Origin of the sequence: Nocardia iowensis (assembly GCF_019222765.1) — a bacterium.
GTDB classification, from domain to species: domain Bacteria; phylum Actinomycetota; class Actinomycetes; order Mycobacteriales; family Mycobacteriaceae; genus Nocardia; species Nocardia iowensis.
The window spans coordinates 179,060-200,000 of the sequence record NZ_CP078145.1 but is presented as its reverse complement, the minus strand read 5'-3'; the positions used below and the strand labels follow the sequence as shown (position 1 = coordinate 200,000).

The following is a 20,941-nucleotide window of genomic DNA, read 5'->3' as shown; positions in this document are numbered from 1 at the left end:
CGCTCGAGCAGCGGCTCTGGAAACCGTGAACGCCATTTCCGTAATCAATTCGACGATCACTCGGAACCTCGCCGACGCCGAGCGCGGGCCGAACTGGCAGACTCCTGGTCATGCGGGGAATTATCTTGGCGGGTGGCACCGGCTCCCGGTTGCATCCGATCACACGCGGGGTGAGCAAGCAGCTCGTCCCTGTCTACGACAAGCCGATGGTGTACTACCCGCTGTGCACACTGATGCTCGCGGGCATCCGCGACATCCTGGTCATCACCACACCCGAGGACGCCGACGCGTTCGGGCGGTTGCTCGGCGACGGCACACAGTTCGGCGTCTCGATCAGTTACGTGGTGCAGCCCGAGCCGGACGGCCTGGCCCGCGCCTTCGTACTCGGCGCCGACCACATCGGCACCGACAACGCGGCACTGGTGCTCGGCGACAACATCTTTCACGGCCCCGGCCTCGGCGCGAGCCTGAATCGCTTCGCCGATATCGACGGCGGCGCGGTGTTCGCCTATCGGGTGTCGGACCCGACCGCCTACGGCGTGGTCGAGTTCACCGACGGCCGCGCGGTCTCCATCGAGGAGAAGCCGAAGCAGCCGAGGTCGAACTACGCCATCCCCGGGCTGTACTTCTACGACAACGATGTCGTCGAGATCGCCCGCACGCTGCGGCCGTCCGCGCGTGGCGAATACGAGATCACCGACATCAATCGGGCCTACCTGGAACAGGATCGGCTCAGCGTGGATGTGCTCGCCCGCGGCACGGCGTGGCTCGACACGGGCACCTTCGATTCGCTGCTCGACGCCGCGAACTACGTGCGCACCATAGAAGAACGGCAGGGCCTCAAGATCGGCGTGCCCGAGGAGGTCGCCTGGCGACTTGGCTTCATCGATGACGAACAGCTGTGCAAGCTGGCCGAACCGCTCGTCCGCTCCGGCTACGGGAGTTACCTGCTCGACATCCTCGAACGCGGCCGGGATTGGTGAGCATGGAATTTCGCGAGCTCGCGGTCCCCGGCGCCTGGGTGATCACCCCGCAGCAACTCGGTGACGGCCGCGGCATGTTTCTCGAGGGCTTCAAGGCCTCGGAGTTCGAGAAGGCCACGGGCAGGCCGTTCGATCTGCGGCAGATGAACTGCTCGGTCTCGGCCGCGGGCGTGCTGCGCGGCATCCACTACACCGAGGATCCGCCGGGACAGGCGAAGTACGTGACCTGCGTGCGCGGCGCGTTTCTCGACGTGGTCGTCGACCTGCGCCCCGGCTCGCCCACCTACGGGCGATGGGACAGCGTGCTGCTCGACGATGTGGACCGGCGTTCGATGTTCCTGTCCGAGGGGCTCGGGCACGCGATCCTGTCGCTGGAGGACAACTCCACCGTCACCTACCTGTGCTCACTCGAGTACACGCCCGAATTCGACAGGGACATCGACGCTTTCGATCCACAGCTCGGCATCGAGTGGCCGACTGTCGGTCGCGACGGCAGCCCACTGACTTTCGTCCGATCCGCCAAAGACACTGCCGCACCGCCCTTTTCCTGAGCAAAACGCAAGCCGACCGGCACCACCCCACAGTGGTGCCGGTCGGCTCAGTAGTCGGCCACAGCGGGTCAGCCGACGAGTTCGAGCTCCGGTTCCGGAGCAACGTCCGCCTGCTTGGTGCGCCTGCCGAAGAAGGCCGAAAGGGCAACCAGCGCACCGACGATGGAGATACCCGCGGCAAAGATCAGGCCGGGGCGGTAGGTGTCGAGCATCGCGGTGGGCGAGGTTTCGCCGTGCGTGCCCGAGGCGATGATCGCGGTGGTCACCGCGAGCACGATGGCCGCACCCACCTGCATGGACGTTTGCAGCACACCGGCCGCCAGACCCTGCTCGTCGTCATCGATCCCGTTGGTCGCCTGAATGTTGATGGCGGGGAAGCCGACCCAGCCGATGCCGATCAGCATGATCGCGGGCAGCAGCATCGTCCAGTACGACGGTGCGGTGTCCAGCCGCAGGAACAGCAGGTAGCCGACGGCCATCACGGCCATGGTGACGCCGACGATCGGGCCGGTGCCGAACCGGTCGACCAGCTTGTCGGAGAACACCGCGGACAACGCGACCATCAGACCCACCGGCAGCAGGGCCATCGACAGCTTCAGCGGCGACCAGCCGAGGGTGTCCTGCATGTACAGGGTCACGATGAACTGCCAGCTGAAGTACGAGCCGGCCACCGCGACGATCGCCAGACTGGCGCGAACCAGCGACACCTTGCGCAGGATGCCGAGCCGGACCAGCGGGTGCTTGACCCGCTTCTCGACCGCGACGAACGCGCCGAACAACACCAGCACCGCGATGAACGAGCCGATGGTGCGTGCCGATGCCCAGCCCGCCTCCGGGGCGGTGACGACGGTGTAGACGAGCAGCAGCATGGCGGAGGTGGACAGCAGCGCGCCGAAGATGTCGTGGCCACCCTCCTCGGCGGGCTTGTCCTTCGGCACCAGCACCCACGCGGCGGCCAGTGCGGCCAGTGCGATCGGGACCGGCAGCAGGAAGGTCCAGCGCCAGCCGACGCCGGTCATCAGACCACCGAACAGCAGGCCGGACGAGTAGCCGCCCGCACCGAACACGGTGTAGATGGACAGCGCCTTGTTACGGGCCGGTCCCTCCGCGAAGTTCGTGGTGATGATCGACAGACCGGTCGGCGCGGTGAATGCGGCGGCCAGGCCCTTGATGAAACGGGTGAGGATCAGCAGCGGACCTGAGCTCACCAGACCGCCCGCGAGCGAGGCGATCGCGAAGACCGCCAGCGCGATCAGGAAGACCTTGCGGCGCCCGAAGAGATCGGCGGTGCGGCCGCCGAGCAGCAGCAGGCCGCCGTAACCGAGGATGTAGCCGCTGACCAGCCACTGCAGGGTGGAGGTCGAGAGATCGAGTTCATTGCCGATGGACGGCAGTGCGACACCGATCATCGAAACGTCGAGGCCGTCCAGGAACAGCACGATGCACAGCGTGATCAGCATGCCCCAAAGCCGGGTAGTCCATCTGGTCGGATCGGTCGCCGAGGCGGCCGCCAGGGTTGCTGGTGAAGTCATGCGGGGTACGTTACATGCGTGCGCATTAAATGCCAACACATCTAATGCAGTTGCATAGATCTTCGGGGACCACTAAGATGGGGCCATGTCGAACCCGTCGACAATCGAGACAGCCCGGCGCACCGTCGCGCCGACCGGGCTGGTCGGCGAGTGGCGCGAGCTGCTCGACCGCCACGCGACGGTGAGTTGCGCACTGGAAAAAGCGCTACAGGGACAGCATCAGATCGGGCTCAGCGAGTTCGAGACGCTGGACCGGCTGATCGACGCCAACTGCGGCGATTACCGCATGAGCGATCTGGCCAATGACATCTACTTGAGCCAAAGTGCGCTGTCGCGTGCGGTAGCGCGGCTCGAGCGCGATGGACTGGTCTCACGCACCATGTGCCCGGAGGATCGCCGGGCGGTGTTCGTCTGCCTCACCGAGAAGGGCCGCGAGGTCTATCGGCAGGCGCTGCCGACCCATCGCGCGGTCCTGCAGGACAGCTGGGGCGTGCCCGGCCAAAAGTGCTGACGGCGACTCAGACGCTGCAGCTCTCCCGCGCCACGTCGATACCGTCGCGCGCGTCCACCGCTACCGCACCCATGCCCGCGAAAGCCTTTCGATACCGGTCTATTTCGGGTTCTTTGTCGAGGTAGACCGGCCCGGTGAAGGCCTCGACGTAGACGACCGGCGGCTCCGGCAGCTCGCCCGCCCGCAGCTCGGGGAACTCGAGCATGACGAACCGGCCCGAGTCCATGCCGTCGTGGTAGCCGGAATCCTGCGGTATCAACCGGATTCGCACGTTGGGCAGGTCAGCCATGTGCCGCAGATGAGCCAGCTGCCCGGCGAGCACCTCGGCGCTGCCGATGCGACGCCACAGCACCCCTTCGCCGATCACCACGTCGAGTTGCAAGGGCGCATCGGCGCGGGTGATCAACGCCTGCCGTGCCATGCGCAGCTGTACCCGGCGATCTAGCTCGTTCGTCGGCATTTCCGGTCGCGCGGCGGCCAGTAGCGCGCGCGTGTACGCCTCGGTCTGCAATAGTCCGGGCACCAGCTCGTTCTCGTAGGTGGACAGGCGGGAAGCCGCTTCCTCCAAGCCTATGTAGACCTCGAAACCCTCGGCGATCACATCGCCGTACGCGGTCCACCACCCCCGCGCCTTGGTCTCCCGCGCCAAGGCCGTGAGCGGGCCGACGAGATCGGACGGCGCGCCGTAGACCTTGCACATCGCTTCGACGTCGAGGCTGCGCAGCGAGGTCTGGCCCGTCTCGATCCGCCAGATCTTGGCCTCCGACCATTCCAGCTGCTGGGCGGCCGTCCTGGTGGTCATCCGCGCGCGGTTGCGCAGATCGCGCAGATGACGGCCGAGTTGGCGCCGGGGCATTGTCGAACCAGTGGTCCCCTGCGGTAAAGCCATGCGTGTTCCCCCCTTGTTGCCGTGCACCGGCCGCGCCACCGAACTCTGCTGCGACCATCTCGATCAGATACCCGTAACCGATATCCGAGCATCCGAACAGCATTGTTTCACAACGAATCTGCGCCAGGTCACGATCGGTGGCGCAGCTAGGCCGGTGGCATCACGACGCCAAACACCGTCTGCCGGACCCGATTCGGTCGCGCTACCTGCGCGAGCCGCCCCGGCGGAAGCGCCAGAATTGCACCGCGCGCACATCTTCGGACAGCTGGTTGACCGGCTCGGCAACATCGGACAACGCCTGGAACAGATCGTCGGCCAGGTCGCTGATGTGCTCCACCCTGGTCGCCAGGCGGGACGCGTTCACCAGGAATTCCAGCATGAGGCGCACTGCGGCCGCGATGGTCAACCCGAGCGGCACCCCGATCAGCGCGGCCAGCACCCCGAGCACCGCCGAGAACCGCCACATGAGCACCGTCAGCGCGATCGGCACGGCGAAGGCGAACACCAAGCCGAGGATGTAGGCCAGCGGCAGCAGCGTGCGGGTGGCCGGGCGACGGAACTGCACATCGAGCAGTCCGCGCGCCGCCTCGATGCTCCACTGCCGGAAGGCGCGCGGGCTCTCGAACGGTTCCGGCTGTTGCTCCTCCTGAACCGCGGCGCCGCGGGAGAACCTGCGCGACGCCGCTTCTTTCCAAGTGATCCACCGCGATTCGGCTTCGTACTCCTCCGGGTCCGGCGGCTCACTCCCCTTGGCCGGGCCGGTGGCGGTGGATTCATCACTCATGGTGAAATCCTCCCCGCAATCACACATCCGAGCCAGCCGGGACGTAGTGCAGACCACACAAGTCCCATCATCCTCAGCAGTCTCGCAGGAACGACACAGCATAAGAACAGGTCAGCGGTCGAAAGTAGCGGCGGGACAACAAATCCGAACCGGTTCGAGCAAAGTCATAGCAATTTGCTTTCATGCCGTCCGGAAGAGACGTAGCCAACAGTCTCGAAGAAGTTTCGAAGATCGCGTAACGCTGCGGATGTCCACCACCGATACGACCCATGAATGCAGGACCCAGATCTACCGGGGAATGGAGAGAACAGTGCGCACCACGTTTCCGACTTCCGTCTCGGCGGCCACCATGACCGCCGCTGCGCAGGACTACACCCAGCGCGGATGGACGGTCGCAGAAACGGCCAACGGTCTCTGCCTGATCACCGATGACGACCTTTCGGCCATCGAGGTCAGCGGCGAGCTGGCCGGTGAGGTCCGCCGCTTCCTGCGGGCGAACAACCTGTCCGGTCCGGTCATCGAGCTGCCCGGCGCCGAGCGCCGCGAGATCCACCTGGTCACCGGCGTCCGCAAGGCCGCAATGGCGCTAGAGGCGCTTACCTCCGCGGGCGCGATCGTGCACACCGACGGCGCGGGCATCCCGCTGCCGCCCACCCAGCTCTCGGTCGGCTCGGCCTGCTGGGGCGTCGCACCGGCCGAGGCCCGCTGGGTTCCGCCGGTGGTCGCGATCAGCGCCGCCGTTCGCGCCGCCACCGCCAACAAGCGGACACAGCTCACCAGCGTCGCCTGCTGAAGTAAGGACTGAACTACGGCCGGGTCCACCATCCGGCCCCCACGACCGATATCCGAGTAGCGCCGACCGGGCGCACGGGTGTCGGTCGTTTCGTGTGCGCGGGTTTCGGACGATGTAGCCGCCGCGTCCACCGCATATCTCGCGTTCTCTTTTCAGACCGGCGATAGCGCGGGAGGATGAGGCATGGCCTCAGTCACGGATTCTCGCAACTTGTTGCGTACCTGCCCGCTCTGTGAGGCGGTCTGCGGACTCGAAATCACGCTCGATCCGGATGATCATGTGACCTCCGTTCGCGGGGATAAAGCGGATCCGTTCAGCAAAGGATTCATCTGCCCCAAGGGAGCCAGTTTCGGGCAACTGGACGAGGATCCCGATCGGGTGACCGAGCCGATGATTCGCGACCGGGCGACCGATACCTGGCGGAGCGCGTCGTGGAACGAGGCGTTCGATCTCGTCGCGGAGCGTTTCCCCGCGATCCTCGCCGAGCACGGCAAACAATCGGCGGGGGTATATCTGGGCAACCCGAACGCGCACACCGTGGCGGGAGCGCTGTATGTACCGGTGCTGCTGCGCGCGCTGAGCACCAAGAATTTCTTCTCGGCGAGCACCGCCGACCAGATGCCCAAACAGGTGGCGAGCGGACTGATGTTCGGCGACCCGCTGACAGTGCCCGTGCCCGATCTGGATCGCACCGACTATCTGCTGATGCTCGGCGCGAACCCGCTGGAGTCGAACGGGTCGCTGTGCACCGCACCCGATTTCCCCGGGCGGTTGAAGGCGTTGCAGCGCAGGGGCGGCCGGTTCGTGGTGGTGGACCCCCGGGTCACCCGGACCGCGAAGCTGGCCGACGAACACCTGTTCATCCGGCCGGGTAGTGACGCGTACCTGTTGTTCGGGATAGTGCACACGCTGTTCGCGGAGCAGCTCACCGACATTCGGGTCGATGTCGCCGGGCTCGACGAACTGCGTACGGCCGCCGCGGCCTTCAGCCCGGACTCGGTGGCGCTGCGCACCGGTGTGCCCGCGGCAACGGTCATTCGACTCGCGCGCGAGCTGGCCGCGGCGCCGACGGCGGCGGTGTATGCCAGGATCGGCACCTGCACAGCGGAATTCGGCACCATCACCCAGTGGCTCGTCGACGCGATCAACGTGCTCACCGGCAACCTGGACGCTCCCGGCGGCGCGATGTTCGCCACCGCGGCGGCCGGCGGGATCACCCGCAGCAGGCCGTTCCGGCTCGGGCGCTGGACCAGCCGGGTCCGTGAATTGCCCGAGGCGATGGGCGAATTGCCGGTCGCCACGTTGGCCGACGAGATCCTTACGCCAGGCGAGGGGCAGATCCGCGCGCTGGTAACGGTCGCGGGCAATCCGGTGCTCTCCGCGCCGAGCGGTGCCCGCCTGGACGCCGCCTTCGCCCAACTCGACTTCATGGTGAGCGTGGACCGGTATCTGAACGAAACCACCAGGCACGCCGACGTGATTCTGCCGCCGCCACGGCCGGTGCAGTCGCCGCACTACGACTTCGCGTTGCTGCAGTTCGCTGTGCACAACTACGCCCGCTACTCGCGTCCGCTGGTGCCACTTGGCGATCGGCCATCGGAATCCGCGGTGCTCGCGCGCCTGGCCGCGGCGGTCTCCGGCATGCCGCACGAGGGCGCGGACGGTGTCGATCCGCTCACCGGGGTGGATGAACTGATCATCGCGGGCGCCCTGCACAAGGCCGGAATGGCGGATCGGCGTGACGAATTGATCGGCGCGGATACCACCGAGCAGCGCCTCGACATGATGCTGCGCCTCGGCCCGTACGGCGAGTGGACTGGCGGAACACTGAATCTTCAAGTGCTGCTGGACAATCCGCACGGCGTCGACCTCGGCCCTTTACAGCCGAAACTGCCCGGCGCGCTGCGGACCGCGTCGAAGAAGGTGGAACTGGCCCCGCAGCCGCTGCTCGACGACGTGGCCAGGATGCGGGCTCGACTGGCCGACGCCGCGCCGGACGTGGTGTTGATCGGACGACGCCAGCTGCGGTCCAACAACAGCTGGATGCACAACATCGGCCAGCTGGTGAGCGGATCGAATCGCTGTACGCTGCATATCCATCCGGCCGACGTGGTGCGCTTCGGGCTCGGCGAGCACGCGGTGGTGAAGTCGGCCGCGGGGACGCTGACGGTGCCGCTGGAGCCGACCGAGGCGATCATGCCCGGGGTGGTGAGCCTGCCGCACGGGTGGGGTCATGCCGACAGCACGCAGACGGTCGCCCGCGCACACGCCGGGGTCAATGCGAATGTGCTGACCGACGATTCGGTGGTCGATGTGCCGTCCGGCAACGCGGTCTTCAACGGTGTCCCGGTGACGCTGAACCCGGCTTGACGCAGGCCCCCGCCGTGTCCGGCGGACGGGATAACCATCCCGGCCGGTCGGCTTGTAGCTAACGTACGGAATCCCTTGCGCTAATTAAGCATTCAGTGCATTCTCAACATGGATTTCGTAGTTTTGCCAGGCCGAAACGGACTAAAATGTACAGGATTTCGGTTTAGTCGCGGGCTCAACGTCGACCCCTCGAAGATCCGGACTCCGGCGACCAGAGGGTGGCGAAGATGCCCGGTGCACAGTGTGGCAGCGACGGCGAGCACGAGCTACAGGATCGGTACGGTACGCAGGACAGAGCCGCTCGCTTCTACAGCGACCAAGTACTGGACCGACTGAATTCGATGATGATCGAATTCATCGGCCGGATGGACATGGCGTTCATCGCCACATCGGACAAACACGGCGAATGCGACGCCAGCTTCCGGGCTGGCGTCCCCGGTTTTTTACACGTCATCGATGAGCGCACGATTGCGTACCCCGAGTACCGAGGCAACGGCGTGCTGGCCAGCCTCGGCAACATCCTGGAGAATCCCCACGTAGGCATCCTGCTAATCGATTTCGTCCGCGATCTGATCGGCCTGCACATCAACGGCTCGGCCCGGATCATCCCCGACGCCACCCTGCGCAACGCCACCCCCGGCCTGCCGGCGAACCTGCCGGGCCGGGCCGCCGAACGCTGGGTCGTGGTCGACATCGAAGAGGCATACATCCACTGCCGCAAGCACATCCCACACCTGGTCCCCGCCGACCGCGAGCAACGCGAATGGGGCACCGACAACGTCCGCGCCAAAGGTGGCGACTACTTCGGCGCCAAGGCGCAAACCGCTGCCAGGCTCGGATCAGCCCTCGCCACCCACTGACACACCCGGTCTCCCCGCTGGGCGCACACCCCTCGCGTCAGCCGAACACCCCGAATGGCGGGGTGTGCGCCCGACGGCTAGTGGATTTTGAAGATGACCACGCGTTGGACGATGAAGTTGATGACGGTGGCGGTGCCCTGGGCGATGACGAAGGCCAGGAGTTGGCGCCAGGGGGCGTCGGGGAGGGTTTCGAACATCAGCGCGTTGAGGCCGACCTGGACGGCGAAGGTGACGGCGTAGAGGATCACCACGGCGGCGAACCTGGCGCGGCTCGGCGGGGCCTGGAAGGTCCAGCGGCGGTTGATCAGGTACGCCGTCGTCGTGCCGACGATGAAGCTGATCGACTTGGCGGCCTCGCGTGGCAGACCGAGCAGGTTGAAGAGCAGGCTGTACAGCCCGAAGTCGACGACCGCCGACAGACCACCGGTCAGCGTGAACCGGACGATCTGGGTCTTCAGGTCGACATCGGTACCGCCCGGCTCGTCGACCAGCGGCAGCTCGGCCGGGAGCGGCAGGTGGGGTTCGGCATGCACGCGACGAGCGTAGCGGGAGCCGAACCGATAGGTAGATCACTACTCCGGAGTAAGAGACCTCGACCGGATGTCCGGTCATACCTGTAGCCTCTATGCCGATGTCCACGAAAGCTCCGACCGCCACCACGACAACCGGTAACGAGAGCGGCTCCACCGTCACAAACGATGGGGCCGACGCCGGGACCGCGTTCGCATTGCCGACGCAGACCCGCACGTTGACCGGGTGGGGTCGCACCGCACCAACCTCTTCCGAAGTGCTCTCGACCAGCGATCCCGAACTGATCGCCAAGGCCGTCGCCATGGTCGCCGAGGACAACGACGCCAAGCCACCGCACCTGCGCCGCGGCGTCATCGCGCGCGGGCTCGGTCGCTCCTACGGCGACCATGCCCAGAACGCGGGCGGCCTGGTCATCGACATGACGGCGCTGAACAACATCCACCGGATCGACCGCGATACGCGGATCGTCGACGTGGACGGCGGCGTCAGCCTGGACCAGCTCATGAAGGCGGCACTGCCGTTCGGGCTGTGGGTCCCGGTGCTGCCGGGTACTCGTCAGGTGACGATCGGCGGCGCCATCGCCTCCGACATCCACGGCAAGAATCATCACAGCGAGGGCAGCTTCGGCAACCACGTGCGCTCGATCGAGTTGCTCACCGCCGATGGGCAGGTGCAGCACATCACCCCGAAGCGCAACGCCAAGCTGTTCTGGGCGACCGTCGGCGGCAACGGACTCACCGGCATCATCCTGCGCGCGACCATCGAGATGACGCCGACCGAGACTGCGTACTTCCTCAACGACGGCGTGAAGACCACCACGCTCGACGAGACGATCGCGGCGCACAGCGATGGCAGTGAGGCGAACTACACGTACTCGAGCGCCTGGTTCGACGTGATCAGCCCGCTGCCGAAGCTCGGCCGGGCCACGATCACCCGCGGCCGCCTCGCCAAGGTCGACGAATTGCCCAAACGCCTGCGTAAGAAGCCGCTGAAATTCGATGCGCCGCAGCTGATGACGGTGCCCGACATCTTCCCGAACTGGACGATGAACAAGCTGACGCTGCGCTCCATCGGCGAGGCGTATTACGCGATGGGCGGCAACTACACCGGCAAGGTGCAGAACCTGACGCAGTTCTATCACCCGCTCGACATGATCGCGGAATGGAACCGGGGCTACGGCTCCAATGGATTCCTGCAGTACCAGTTCGTGGTGCCGACCGAGGCGGTCGAGGAGTTCAAGCGGATCATCATCGACATCCAGGGGTCCGGGCACTACTCGGCGCTCAACGTGTTCAAGCTGTTCGGCGCGGGCAATCCGGCGCCGCTGAGCTTCCCGATGCCGGGCTGGAACATCTGCGTCGACTTCCCGATCAAGCCGGGCCTGAACGAACTGGTCAGCGAGTTGGACCGGCGCGTGCTGGAGTTCGGCGGCCGGCTGTACACAGCAAAGGACTCCCGGACCACCGCGGAGACGTTCCACCAGATGTACCCGCGGATCGACGAGTGGATCAAGGTCCGCCGAAGTGTCGATCCCACAGGCGTTTTCATGTCCGATATGGCGAGAAGGCTGGAGCTGCAGTGATCAATGCCGTCGGTAACCCGCAGGCCATCCTGCTGCTCGGCGGGACCTCGGAAATCGGTTTGGCGATCTGCGCGGAGTACCTGAAGAAGGGTCCCGCGCGCATCGTGCTCGCCGCGCTGCCGAACGACCCGCTACGCGATGACGCGGTCGCCCAGATGACGGCGGCGGGTGCGAGCCAGGTCGATGTGATCGACTTCGACGCGCTCGATACCGATAGCCACCCGAAGGTGATCGACGCGGCGTGGGACGGCGGCGACGTCGATGTCGCTATCGTCGCGTTCGGCCTGCTCGGCAATGCCGAGGAGCTGTGGCAGGACCAGCGCAAGGCCGTGCAGATCGCCGGAATCAACTACACCGCAGCGGTTTCCGTCGGCGTGCTGGTCGGCGAGAAGATGAAGGCGCAGGGCTACGGGCGGATCATCGCCATGTCGTCGGCGGCCGGTGAGCGAGTGCGTCGCTCGAACTTCGTCTACGGCTCGACCAAGGCGGGCCTGGACGGGTTCTACCTCGGTCTCGGCGAGGCGCTGCGGCCGTTCGGCCCGCGCGTGCTGGTCATCCGGCCCGGTCAGGTGCGCACCAAGACCACCATCGATGCCTGGGCGTCCGCGGGCGTCAAGGAGGCTCCGCTCACCGTCGACAAGGAAGACGTTGCGGCACTGGCGGTTTCCGCCTCGCAGAAGGGCAAGGACCTCATCTGGGCCCCCGGCGCCTTCCGCTACGTGATGATGATCCTGCGCCACATCCCGCGCCCGATCTTCCGCAAGCTCCCCATCTGAGTTTTGCCCGAAGCCGCACCTCAGCCCGAATCCCGCACCGCGGGTCGGGCGGGTGCGGCTTTTTCGTTTCGCCACGACCGGCACGTGTTGCCACATCCGCAGCCGAACCTGGCAGCATGATCGCCGATCGTCCGACGCGAATGCCGACCCGAGTGAACCCGGAGATGCCATGCGAGTAGTCCGAGAATGCCGCACCGGCCGTGGGGCGCCGCCGCGCGCCGAGGTCACCGCCAGGAGTGCGGGTGCGGCAGGTCGCGGCAGCGGGACGGTTCGATGACAACCACGGTCACCGAGCGCGGTGCGGTACCGGCCCCGATGCGCGGACGAGGCTCCATGCTGGCCAGGTACATCGGCTCCGGCGTCGGTGAGGCGGTACTCGCGGCGCTGGTCGCGGTCGTGGTGGCTGCGGTTGGGCTGGTCGCGTTTTCGCTGGTGCAGTGGCCTGCGTTCAACTCTTCCAATGTGACTCGTGCATTGACCACGGTGGGACAGGTCGTCGCCGCGGTCATGCTGGTGGTGGCGATCGCGCTGGTGCGGACGGGGCAGCGCGGCGACCGGACCGGTAAGTGGTTCGTTCGGCCGTGGGTGGCGAAACTGCTTTCCTGGGTTGGTGTTTCGACGTTCGTCACGTTCACCCTCGGAATGCCGCTGGCGGCGACGAAGCTGTACCTGTTCGGCGTCTCGGTGGACCAGGAGTTCCGTACGGAGTACCTGACTCGGCTCACCGACTCGGCTGCGCTGCGCGATATGACCTATGCGGACCTGCCGCCGTTCTATCCGGCGGGCTGGTTCTGGATCGGCGGACGCGTCGCCAATGTGCTCGGGATGGCCGGGTGGGAAGCCTACAAGCCATATGCGATCGGATCGATCGCGGTGGCCGCGGTGATCTCACTCGTACTGTGGACCAAGCTGATTCGCGCGGACTGGGCGATCGCGGTCACCGCGGCGGTCACCGCCGTCGCGGTGGCGTACTCGTCGCCGGAGGCCTACAGCTCGGTGATCGTGATCCTCCTCCCGCCCGCCCTCGTCCTGGCCTGGGGCGCGCTGTACCGGCCGGAGGAGCGGGGTACCGCGCGCACCGCGGGCGGCTGGGGTGCGGTGATCGGCACCGGGTTGTTCCTCGGGCTGGCGGCCACCTTCTACACCCTGTACTTCCTGCTCGCCGCGTTCGCGATCGCGCTGATGGGACTCATCGCGGCCGGGTTCGCGGTGCGGGAACGGTACTCCGAGGACCATCCCCGGCGGGCCCGGACAACGGATGACGCTGCCCGCCCGGCGTGGCGGGCCGCGGTCCCGCCACTGGTGCGGCTGGTGGCGATCGCGTTGATCGCAGGGCTGCTCGCGCTGATCGTGTGGCTGCCATACCTGTGGAAGGCGCTGCGCGGGCCGACCGCCGGTTCCGGGACCGCGCAGCACTACCTGCCGGAGTCCGGTGCCGAGCTGTTCTTCCCGATGGCCGAGTTCTCCTTGCGCGGCGCGCTGTGCCTGGTCGGACTCATCTGGCTGGTGGTGCGTGCGGCCTCCTCGCGACGGGCGCAGGCGCTCGGCATCGGCGTGCTGGCGATCTATCTGTGGACGCTGCTGTCGATGGCGGCGACCGCGGCCGGGACCACCCTGCTGTCGTTCCGGCTGGAGCCGGTCCTGCTGGTGCTGCTCGCCGCGGCGGGAGCGTTCGGATTCGTGGAGGGCGCGAGGGCGATCTATCAGGCATTGAACGAGCCGGGTCAGTTCCGGCTCGCGGCGGTGGCGGTGGCGATTGTCGGCGCGCTCGCGTTCACGCAGCACATCCCGCACATCCTCGCGCCGGAGATCACCACCGCGTACACCGATACCGACGGCAACGGAGACCGCGCGGACAAGCGCAACCCATCGGCCGTCTCGCACTATCGCGCGGTGGACGCCGCCCTCACCGCGCAGACCGGACGGCCCCGCTCGGACACGGTGGTCCTCACCGCCGACACCAGCTTCCTGTCCTTCTACCCGTACTTCGGCTTCCAGGCGCTCACCTCGCATTACGCGAACCCGCTCGCGGACTTTGCAGGCCGGGCTGCGACCATCGAGGGATGGAGCAAGCTGAAGACCGCCGACGCGCTGTTGGACGCCCTCGCGACGTGCCCGTGGCGCGCCCCCGACGCCTTCCTGTTCCGCAGTAGCGGCGACAACTACACCCTGCGCCTGGCCAAGGACGTCTACCCCAACGATCCCAACGTGCAGCGCTACACGGTCGCCTTCCCCAAAGCCCTCTTCGCCGACCCGCACTTCACCACCACCGAAATCGGACCCTTCACGCTCGTCACCGTCCGCCGGTAGCGCCGCAACGAATGGGACATGACAGAGCCGTGCTGACTGTTCCGGTTGCCAGGCACAGCACAGAGTGGTTCGGTACCGTGGGCGGCTGAGTTCTGGCTATTCGAGGAGAAGTTTGCAGGTGGGACGGGCAGTACAGGTCGATCTGGGTACGCGCGACGGGTCGGCGGTAGCGGTCGCGGACAAGGAAACGACGTCGACCGGAGTGCTCGGCACGGCGTCACCGACCCCGGTTCGCAAGCGAAGACTCCCCCGAATTCAGCTGAACCGGGTCGACCTGATCGCCGCGTTCGGCTACCTGGCGCTGGCCACCCTCGTGCTGTCCGGACAGTGGCGCAATACCCAGAGCGGGTACCTGATCAAGAGCGGTCAGGACCAGACGATGTGGGAGTGGTTCTTCGCCGTCACCGCGCATTCGGTAGCGAATCTGCAGAACCCGCTCGGCACGAACCTGCAGAACTTCCCGGCCGGGGTGAACATGATGGCCAACACGGCCATGTTCGGCGTCGGGGTGCCGTTCACGCCGATCACCCTGTTGTTCGGGCCGACCGTCACCTTCGTGCTCGTTCTCACACTCGGGCTCGCCAGCACCGCGTTCGGCTGGTACTGGCTGTTCTCCCGGGAACTCGTCGAGTCCAGACTCGCGGCCGTAATCGGCGGACTGTTCTGCGGTTTCGCGCCCGCGATGATCTCGCATGCCAACGCGCACCCGAACTTCGTTGTGCTGGTGCTGCTTCCGATCATCGCGGGGCAGTTGATCCGGATGGCACGGCACGCCGGTGTCACCGGTCCGGAGCGGCCGCGCAGGCGGGTCCGCGACGCGGTCGCGCTTGGTTTGCTTGTCGCACTGCAGATCGCGCTCGGCGAGGAGCCGCTGCTGATCTTCGCGCTGGCGTTCGGGCTGTTCGCGGTCGTGTACTTCCTGCACGCGCCACGGCTCGGTCTGCGCGTACTGCGCGGGATCACGCCGACGGTGCTGCTCGCGGCGGTGATCACCATCATGCTCACCGAAATACCGCTGTGGTGGCAATTTTTCGGGCCGCAGAGCTACCGCTCGATCGACCACGGGCCGATGGGCAACGACCTGAAGGCGATCGTGCAGTTCCCGTCCGAATCGCTGGGCGGCATGTTCTCACCGGGCCAGTACGTGGCGATCAACGAGACCGAGCAGAACGCCTACTTCGGCTGGCCGCTCCTGCTGCTGGTGGTGGCGACGGTCGCGCTGCTGTGGCGAGACCGGGTGGTTCGCGCGGCGGGCGTGGTGATCACGGTGTTCGGCGTGCTGTCACTCGGTGCGGTCGCGATGTTCGGCAAGCAGCGCACTGGCATCGAATTGCCTTGGCGCTGGGCCGAACACGTTCCGTTGCTGAGTACCGTGCTGGAAACCCGGCTCACCATGGCGGCGATTCCGGCCATCGCGGTGATCCTCGCGCTGGCGACCGATCGGGCGGTCCGCTGGTGGCGCGAGTCGCCGATGGACTGGCGGCCGCTGGCCTGGTTCGGCACGCTCGCGTTCGCGCTGCTGCCACTGGTTCCGACGATCCTGCCGGTGACCGAACGCGCGCCGACACCGGAATTCTTCGCGGACGGGACGGTGCGCGACTACGTCAGCGGTGGATCGGTGGTGCTGGTGCCGCCACCGCGGCCTGCCGACGCGCGAGCGTTGCGCTGGCAGGCCGACGCGGGCTTCGAGTTCCCGCTCGCGGGCGGTTACTTCGTCGGCCCGACCGGGACGCAGAAGAAGGGCATCTACGGCCCGGAAACCCGCCCGACCACCGCGTTGCTGGTGCAAGCGCAAGACACCGGGACCGTGCCGCCGATCGGCGACGAGGCCCGCGCGCGGGCGCTGACCGATCTGCGCTTCTGGCAAGCCGACGTGCTGGTGCTGCCCGCCACCAAGAACAGCGACACCTTGCGCACCACGGTGACGCAGCTGCTCGGCTTCGCGCCGACCAGAGTCGACGACGTGTGGGTTTGGGATGTTCGTGCGCTGATCGTGCGGTGATCACCGGCCCCGGTCGGCAGGGTGGCTAGCATCAACCCCCGTGCGACCGGACCGATCAACTCGAGCGTTCACCCGTTACCGCCTGATCGCCCTCGTCTCCGGGCTCCTCGGATTCGTGCTGGCGCTGCTGACACCGCTGTTGCCGGTGCGGCAGGACCAGGCCACGCTGGACTGGCCCCAGGCCGGCGTCAGCAGCGTCGAGGCGCCACTGGTGTCGTATCAGCCGCAGCGGCTCAGTACGACGCTGCCGTGCTCCCTCGCGCAGGCGGTGGGGTCGGGCACGGTGGTGTCCACCGTGCCGGTCGCCTCGGGCCAGGCGGCGACCAAGGGACTGGTCGTCTCGGTCGCCGACGGCGTGCTCTCGGTGGTGCTGCGCGACGTTCCGCTGCTGTCGGCGCCGGTCGCCGAGATCACCGCGGCGGGCTGCACCGCGCTCACCGTCGACTCGACGGCCGCCGCGACGACCACCGAGATCACCGGTGCGTCCCGGCAGGATGGCACGCCGTTCCGCAACGTCGTGACGCGGGACATCCGTCCGCAGGTGGTCGGCGTGTTCACCGATCTCGACGCGGGGCGGCTGGACGGTGCCCGGTTGCACGCCGACCTCGACTCGCGCTTCTCCTCGTCACCGACGGTGCTGAAGCTGGCGGCGATCGTCGCGGCCGTGCTGTTCACCATCATCGCGCTGATCGCACTGCACCTGCTGGACACCAGCGACGGACGCCGGGCCCGCCGCTTCCTGCCCGCGCACTGGTGGCGGTTCACGGCGACCGACGCGGTTGTCCTCGGGACGCTCGGACTGTGGCACTTCATCGGCGCCAACACCTCCGACGACGGCTACATCCTGAACATGGCGCGCGCCTCCGGGGACGCCGGGTACATGGCGAACTACTACCGCTGGTTCGGCGTGCCCGAGGCGCCGTTCGGCTGGTCGTACGAAGTGCTCGCGTGGATGACCCGGATCTCCGATGCAAGCCCCTGGATGCGGCTGCCCGCAGTCGCCGCAGGGGTGGTGTGCTGGCTGGTGATCAGCCGGGAGGTGTTGCCGCGCTTGGGTGCGCGGGTGCGGCGGAACAAGGTCGCTTTGTGGACCGCCGGGCTGGTGTTCCTCGCCTTCTGGTTGCCCTATGACAACGGCCTGCGGCCCGAGCCGCTGATCGCCGCGGGCGCGCTGCTCACTTGGTGCTCGATCGAACGCGCCATCGCCACCGGGCGGCTGCTGCCCGCCGCGATCGCGGTGTTGATCGCCGGTTTCTCGCTGGCCGCCGGGCCGACCGGACTCATCTGCATCGCGGCGCTGATCGCGGGGTCGCGGCCGGTGCTGCAGATCATCATCAAGCGGGCGCGCGGAGTTATTCCGGCAGCAGGCGGTGGGGTGGCCGAAAGCTCGTCCGGCGCAATGGGGCTCGATGCGGAAGCAGAAGCCTCGTCAGCCACTGCTGACGAGAACAGTGGTGTTGCAACGAAGTCCGGCGCGCACGCCACCCGGCGGCCCTCTTGGACGACGACGTTCTTCCGCTACCTGGCACTGCTCGCACCTGGCCTGTCCGCTGGAACACTGGTGCTGGTCGTGGTTTTCGCCGATCAGACGCTGTCGACCGTCCTGGAAGCGACTCGGGTCCGCACGATCGTCGGGCCGAACGTGGCCTGGTTCGATGAACGCACGCGGTGGGATTCGCTGTTGATGCTCTCGCCGGACGGGTCGCTGGCGCGGCGGTTCGGTGTGCTGGTCATGCTGCTGTGCCTGCTGGTCTGCGTGCTGCAGGTGCTGCGCAAGGGACGCATCCCCGGCACGTCACGCGGGCCGTCGGTGCGGATTCTCGGCATCGTGTTCGCGTCGCTGCTGCTGATGATGTTCACGCCGACCAAGTGGACACACCACTTCGGCGTGTACGCCGGACTGGCCGGATCGCTTGCCGCACTTGCCGCGGTGGCGGTGGGCAGCGCGGGAATTCGCTCGCCGCGCAACCGGGCGTTGTTCGCGGCGGCGGTGTTGTTCCTGCTCGCGGTGACCTTCACCGGGTCGAACGGCTGGTGGTATGTGTCCAGCTACGGCGTGCCGTGGTGGGACAAGGCGCCGCTGTTCGCGGGCAAGGGTTTCTCCACGATGTTCCTCGGGCTCAGCGGGGTCGCGCTGATAGTGGCGGTGTGGCTGCACTATCGGGAGCCGTATCAACGGGCTCGCACGCCGAAGCGCTTCGATCGGTTCGCCACCGCCCCACTGACTATCGCCGCCGCGATCCTGGTGTTGTTCGAGGTCGCCTCGCTGGCGAAGGCGGCGGTCGCCCAGTACCCCGCGTACTCGGTCGCCAAGTCGAATCTCCAGTCGCTGAAGGGTGATTCGTGCGCGCTCGCGAACGAGGTACTGGTGGAGACGAACACCACCAACTCGCTGCTGCTCCCCTACTCGGGATCACCCGCTGACGGATTGGCCGCGGAATCAAAGGGATTCACGCCGAATGGGGTGGCGAGCGATCTCACCGCCGATGCCGACGAAACCGTGTCGGGCGGCGCCAACTCGGTCAACTCCGATTCGAAGAACAAGACCACCAAGACCACCGGTGCTGGCACCGGTGGCGGCACCACCGAGCAGACCGGAATCAACGGCAGCACAGTCGCTTTGCCGTTCGGACTCGACCCGGCGAGCACGCCGGTCATGGGCAGTTACCAGGAGGGTGAGCAGCAGCAGGCGGCGCTGACCTCCCAGTGGTACCGCCTCGACCTGACCGACAGTATGCGCCACGACCCGGCCTACCAGGTGCTCGCGATCACCGCGGCCGGGCGGATCAGGCACGTCGACGCCGACGGTGTCGTCACCTACGGGCAGGAGCTGCACCTGGAATACGGCGTGCGGGACACGGATGGCGCGGTGCGCAAGCTCGGCACGGTCGATCCGATCGACATCGGCCCGGCACCGTCCTGGCGCAACCTGCGGGTGCCGCTGGACCAGCTGCCGGTCGAGGTGAACGCGGTGCGGCTGGTCGCGGTGGACAACGACATCACTGCGAAGCAGTGGCTGGCCGTCACGCCGCCCCGGCTGCCCAAGCTGGCCACACTGAATTCCGTTGTCGGCTCGACGGATCCGGTGCTGCTCGACTGGCATGTCGGGCTCGCCTTCCCCTGCCAGCGACCGTTCCACCACCATGACGGCGTCGCCGAAGTGCCCAACTGGCGCATCCTGCCCGACCGCGTCGGTTCCGACGCCTCCAATGCCTGGCAGGACGACATCGGCGGCGGTCCGCTCGGCTGGACCGGATTGCTGCTGAAGTCGGAGACCATCCCCAGTTATCTCGACCATGATTGGTCGCGCGACTGGGGTTCCTTGGAGAAATTCACCCCCTACGACCCGAAGGCCGAACCGGCTGAGATCGGCGTCACCGTCGAAAACCGCAGCGGGTTGGCCAAGGACGATCCGATCCGAGTCCGTTAGCAGCACCACGGTTTCCGCAACACCGAACCATTCGGTTCGGTGTTGCGGCGGCGCAAAGATGTCGTAAACAGACCGGTTGGACGCCAAATTCGCCGCACGATCGCGGGACGAAACCCACAAAAAACCGTAATCTGTGCACTATGACGTCGGCCTTCGACCACATGGACCTGCGCGATCTCGTGGGTCTGCTCACCGCAGAAGAACAACGCGAACTGCGCCCCGCAATCCTGCGCGTACTGGACCGCCTCCCAGCCCAGGAAGTCCTCCGCCGCGAACTCGGCCTGCGCATGACAAAGGTCTGAATCGATTCGCGTCCTGGTGCGCCAGCGAGTGGCGCAGCGCGAAACCCGGACCACCTAGCCCGACGTCAACTCACTGAACATGGCGTCGATGGCGACTGGTGAATCCAATGTCAGGCGGCGCGTGTGTAGGCAGACGAGGTGGTATCGCCCTTCGGAGAGGCGGTACTCCTCGATCAGTTCGATACCGTCGCCTGCCTCGGTCGGAAACACTATGAGGTACACCGGGATACCCGCGGCCGCGTATGCCGCCTTCTTTTCCACCGTGTCTGTGTGGAAGGAACTATCCGGTGAAACGATCTCGACAACCAGCACCGCGTCACCGGCGTAGAGCTTCGCGTCGTCGTCGAGACAGCGATACACCGTCACATCGGGCCTGCGCAGACTCAATGGGACATCGCTGATGCGTACGTCGACATCGGTCTCCACCATGAGGCAGGGCTCGGGCTTACGGCCGGCCTCCAGCTGCGTGGCCACGCGGCGGGCAACTCGGTCGTGCAAGCGCGACGTGCTCTCGCACTTCACGATATGGCCATCGACCACTTCGATCGTGCGGCAAAAGTCCTCTGGCAACAGCTCATAGTCCCGCGCGGTGATCTGCGCCGGAATCCACCGGTACCAGTCGCTGGGCGCGCCGCTCGTCATGCCGTGAGCCTACCGATCGCCGATCGGCCCGTCGGAGAACTTTCCGCTCGCGGCAGGCACCGACGATGACATGCCGCAGGCCCGTTGAGGCGG

At 66.7% G+C, this 20,941-nt stretch carries 17 protein-coding genes; 12 read left to right on the top strand and 5 right to left on the bottom strand.

Annotated features, from left to right (window positions below; translation table 11 throughout):
• The first annotated feature begins 110 nt into the window (after positions 1 to 110).
• The gene (gene rfbA, locus KV110_RS00840; RefSeq protein ID WP_218472637.1) at positions 111 to 983 is read left to right on the top strand and encodes a glucose-1-phosphate thymidylyltransferase RfbA; all 873 of its coding nucleotides are present in this window, start codon (positions 111 to 113) and stop codon (positions 981 to 983) included.
• A gap of 2 nt (positions 984 to 985) precedes the next feature.
• Positions 986 to 1,534 (top strand): dTDP-4-dehydrorhamnose 3,5-epimerase family protein, encoded by a 549-nt coding sequence (locus KV110_RS00835; protein WP_218472636.1) that lies wholly within the window; start codon positions 986 to 988, stop codon positions 1,532 to 1,534.
• A 68-nt stretch (positions 1,535 to 1,602) separates the two neighbouring features.
• Here the strand turns inward: KV110_RS00835 and KV110_RS00830 are convergent, their stop codons facing one another.
• Positions 1,603 to 3,066, bottom strand: a complete 1,464-nt coding sequence (locus KV110_RS00830; RefSeq protein ID WP_218472635.1) for an MFS transporter — start codon at positions 3,064 to 3,066, stop codon at positions 1,603 to 1,605.
• Between the two features lie 85 nt (positions 3,067 to 3,151).
• Between KV110_RS00830 and KV110_RS00825 the strand changes: the two genes are divergently transcribed.
• Complete coding sequence (locus KV110_RS00825) at positions 3,152 to 3,577, top strand: MarR family winged helix-turn-helix transcriptional regulator (RefSeq protein ID WP_218472634.1); 426 nt, start codon at positions 3,152 to 3,154, stop codon at positions 3,575 to 3,577.
• A 7-nt stretch (positions 3,578 to 3,584) separates the two neighbouring features.
• On the opposite strand, the gene KV110_RS00820 is transcribed toward KV110_RS00825, so the two are convergent.
• Both KV110_RS00820 and KV110_RS00815 read right to left on the bottom strand, forming a co-directional pair.
• The gene (locus tag KV110_RS00820; RefSeq protein ID WP_218472633.1) at positions 3,585 to 4,466 is read right to left on the bottom strand and encodes a helix-turn-helix domain-containing protein; all 882 of its coding nucleotides are present in this window, start codon (positions 4,464 to 4,466) and stop codon (positions 3,585 to 3,587) included.
• Positions 4,467 to 4,668: 202 nt separating this feature from the next.
• Entirely contained in the window at positions 4,669 to 5,250 is a 582-nt protein-coding gene (locus KV110_RS00815; protein ID WP_218472632.1) for a DUF4282 domain-containing protein, read from the bottom strand.
• 310 nt (positions 5,251 to 5,560) lie between these two features.
• Here KV110_RS00815 and KV110_RS00810 point away from each other — a divergent pair, with 310 nt between their 5' ends.
• From KV110_RS00810 to KV110_RS00800, 3 genes are all read left to right on the top strand, one after another.
• On the top strand, positions 5,561 to 6,043 hold the full coding sequence (locus KV110_RS00810; protein WP_218472631.1) for a hypothetical protein: 483 nt from the start codon (positions 5,561 to 5,563) through the stop codon (positions 6,041 to 6,043).
• Positions 6,044 to 6,226: 183 nt separating this feature from the next.
• A complete protein-coding gene (locus KV110_RS00805; RefSeq protein WP_218472630.1) occupies positions 6,227 to 8,413 on the top strand; it encodes a molybdopterin-dependent oxidoreductase in 2,187 nt (728 codons plus the stop codon).
• Between the two features lie 227 nt (positions 8,414 to 8,640).
• Entirely contained in the window at positions 8,641 to 9,273 is a 633-nt protein-coding gene (locus tag KV110_RS00800; RefSeq protein WP_218472629.1) for a pyridoxamine 5'-phosphate oxidase family protein, read from the top strand.
• Between the two features lie 77 nt (positions 9,274 to 9,350).
• Here KV110_RS00800 and KV110_RS00795 read toward each other — a convergent pair whose 3' ends face one another.
• Complete coding sequence (locus tag KV110_RS00795; RefSeq protein ID WP_218472628.1) at positions 9,351 to 9,806, bottom strand: GtrA family protein; 456 nt, start codon at positions 9,804 to 9,806, stop codon at positions 9,351 to 9,353.
• Positions 9,807 to 9,898: 92 nt separating this feature from the next.
• Here KV110_RS00795 and dprE1 point away from each other — a divergent pair, with 92 nt between their 5' ends.
• The 6 genes from dprE1 (at position 9,899) to KV110_RS00765 (ending at position 20,206) form a co-directional block, all read left to right on the top strand.
• Positions 9,899 to 11,386 carry a decaprenylphosphoryl-beta-D-ribose oxidase gene (gene dprE1 / locus KV110_RS00790; RefSeq protein ID WP_246634291.1) on the top strand — a complete coding sequence of 496 codons (1,488 nt, stop codon included), beginning with the start codon at positions 9,899 to 9,901 and terminating at the stop codon, positions 11,384 to 11,386.
• Entirely contained in the window at positions 11,383 to 12,162 is a 780-nt protein-coding gene (gene dprE2, locus KV110_RS00785) for a decaprenylphospho-beta-D-erythro-pentofuranosid-2-ulose 2-reductase (RefSeq protein WP_218472627.1), read from the top strand. The genes dprE1 and dprE2 overlap by 4 nt, the downstream gene beginning before the upstream one ends.
• 315 nt (positions 12,163 to 12,477) lie before the next feature.
• Positions 12,478 to 14,472 carry a galactan 5-O-arabinofuranosyltransferase gene (locus KV110_RS00780; RefSeq protein ID WP_218478069.1) on the top strand — a complete coding sequence of 665 codons (1,995 nt, stop codon included), beginning with the start codon at positions 12,478 to 12,480 and terminating at the stop codon, positions 14,470 to 14,472.
• A gap of 202 nt (positions 14,473 to 14,674) precedes the next feature.
• A complete protein-coding gene (locus KV110_RS00775; RefSeq protein ID WP_393538186.1) occupies positions 14,675 to 16,474 on the top strand; it encodes a glycosyl transferase in 1,800 nt (599 codons plus the stop codon).
• Positions 16,475 to 16,514: 40 nt separating this feature from the next.
• Positions 16,515 to 19,904, top strand: a complete 3,390-nt coding sequence (locus KV110_RS00770; protein ID WP_218472625.1) for an arabinosyltransferase domain-containing protein — start codon at positions 16,515 to 16,517, stop codon at positions 19,902 to 19,904.
• A 140-nt stretch (positions 19,905 to 20,044) separates the two neighbouring features.
• Positions 20,045 to 20,206, top strand: coding sequence for a hypothetical protein (locus KV110_RS00765; RefSeq protein WP_218472624.1), 162 nt, complete (start codon positions 20,045 to 20,047; stop codon positions 20,204 to 20,206).
• Between the two features lie 54 nt (positions 20,207 to 20,260).
• Here KV110_RS00765 and KV110_RS00760 read toward each other — a convergent pair whose 3' ends face one another.
• The gene (locus KV110_RS00760; RefSeq protein ID WP_218472623.1) at positions 20,261 to 20,848 is read right to left on the bottom strand and encodes a Uma2 family endonuclease; all 588 of its coding nucleotides are present in this window, start codon (positions 20,846 to 20,848) and stop codon (positions 20,261 to 20,263) included.
• Positions 20,849 to 20,941: the final 93 nt, after the last annotated feature.

What these genes read in the sequence shown, in the direction of transcription:
- rfbA (WP_218472637.1), top strand. Translation starts at nt 111, where the DNA reads ATGCGGGGAATTATCTTGGCGGGTGGCACCGGCTCCCGGTTGCATCCG.
- KV110_RS00835 (WP_218472636.1), top strand. Translation starts at nt 986, where the DNA reads ATGGAATTTCGCGAGCTCGCGGTCCCCGGCGCCTGGGTGATCACCCCG.
- KV110_RS00830 (WP_218472635.1), bottom strand. Translation starts at nt 3,066, where the DNA reads ATGACTTCACCAGCAACCCTGGCGGCCGCCTCGGCGACCGATCCGACC.
- KV110_RS00825 (WP_218472634.1), top strand. Translation starts at nt 3,152, where the DNA reads ATGTCGAACCCGTCGACAATCGAGACAGCCCGGCGCACCGTCGCGCCG.
- KV110_RS00820 (WP_218472633.1), bottom strand. Translation starts at nt 4,466, where the DNA reads ATGGCTTTACCGCAGGGGACCACTGGTTCGACAATGCCCCGGCGCCAA.
- KV110_RS00815 (WP_218472632.1), bottom strand. Translation starts at nt 5,250, where the DNA reads ATGAGTGATGAATCCACCGCCACCGGCCCGGCCAAGGGGAGTGAGCCG.
- KV110_RS00805 (WP_218472630.1), top strand. Translation starts at nt 6,227, where the DNA reads ATGGCCTCAGTCACGGATTCTCGCAACTTGTTGCGTACCTGCCCGCTC.
- KV110_RS00800 (WP_218472629.1), top strand. Translation starts at nt 8,641, where the DNA reads ATGCCCGGTGCACAGTGTGGCAGCGACGGCGAGCACGAGCTACAGGAT.
- dprE1 (WP_246634291.1), top strand. Translation starts at nt 9,899, where the DNA reads ATGCCGATGTCCACGAAAGCTCCGACCGCCACCACGACAACCGGTAAC.
- KV110_RS00780 (WP_218478069.1), top strand. Translation starts at nt 12,478, where the DNA reads ATGCGCGGACGAGGCTCCATGCTGGCCAGGTACATCGGCTCCGGCGTC.
- KV110_RS00765 (WP_218472624.1), top strand. Translation starts at nt 20,045, where the DNA reads ATGACGTCGGCCTTCGACCACATGGACCTGCGCGATCTCGTGGGTCTG.
- KV110_RS00760 (WP_218472623.1), bottom strand. Translation starts at nt 20,848, where the DNA reads ATGACGAGCGGCGCGCCCAGCGACTGGTACCGGTGGATTCCGGCGCAG.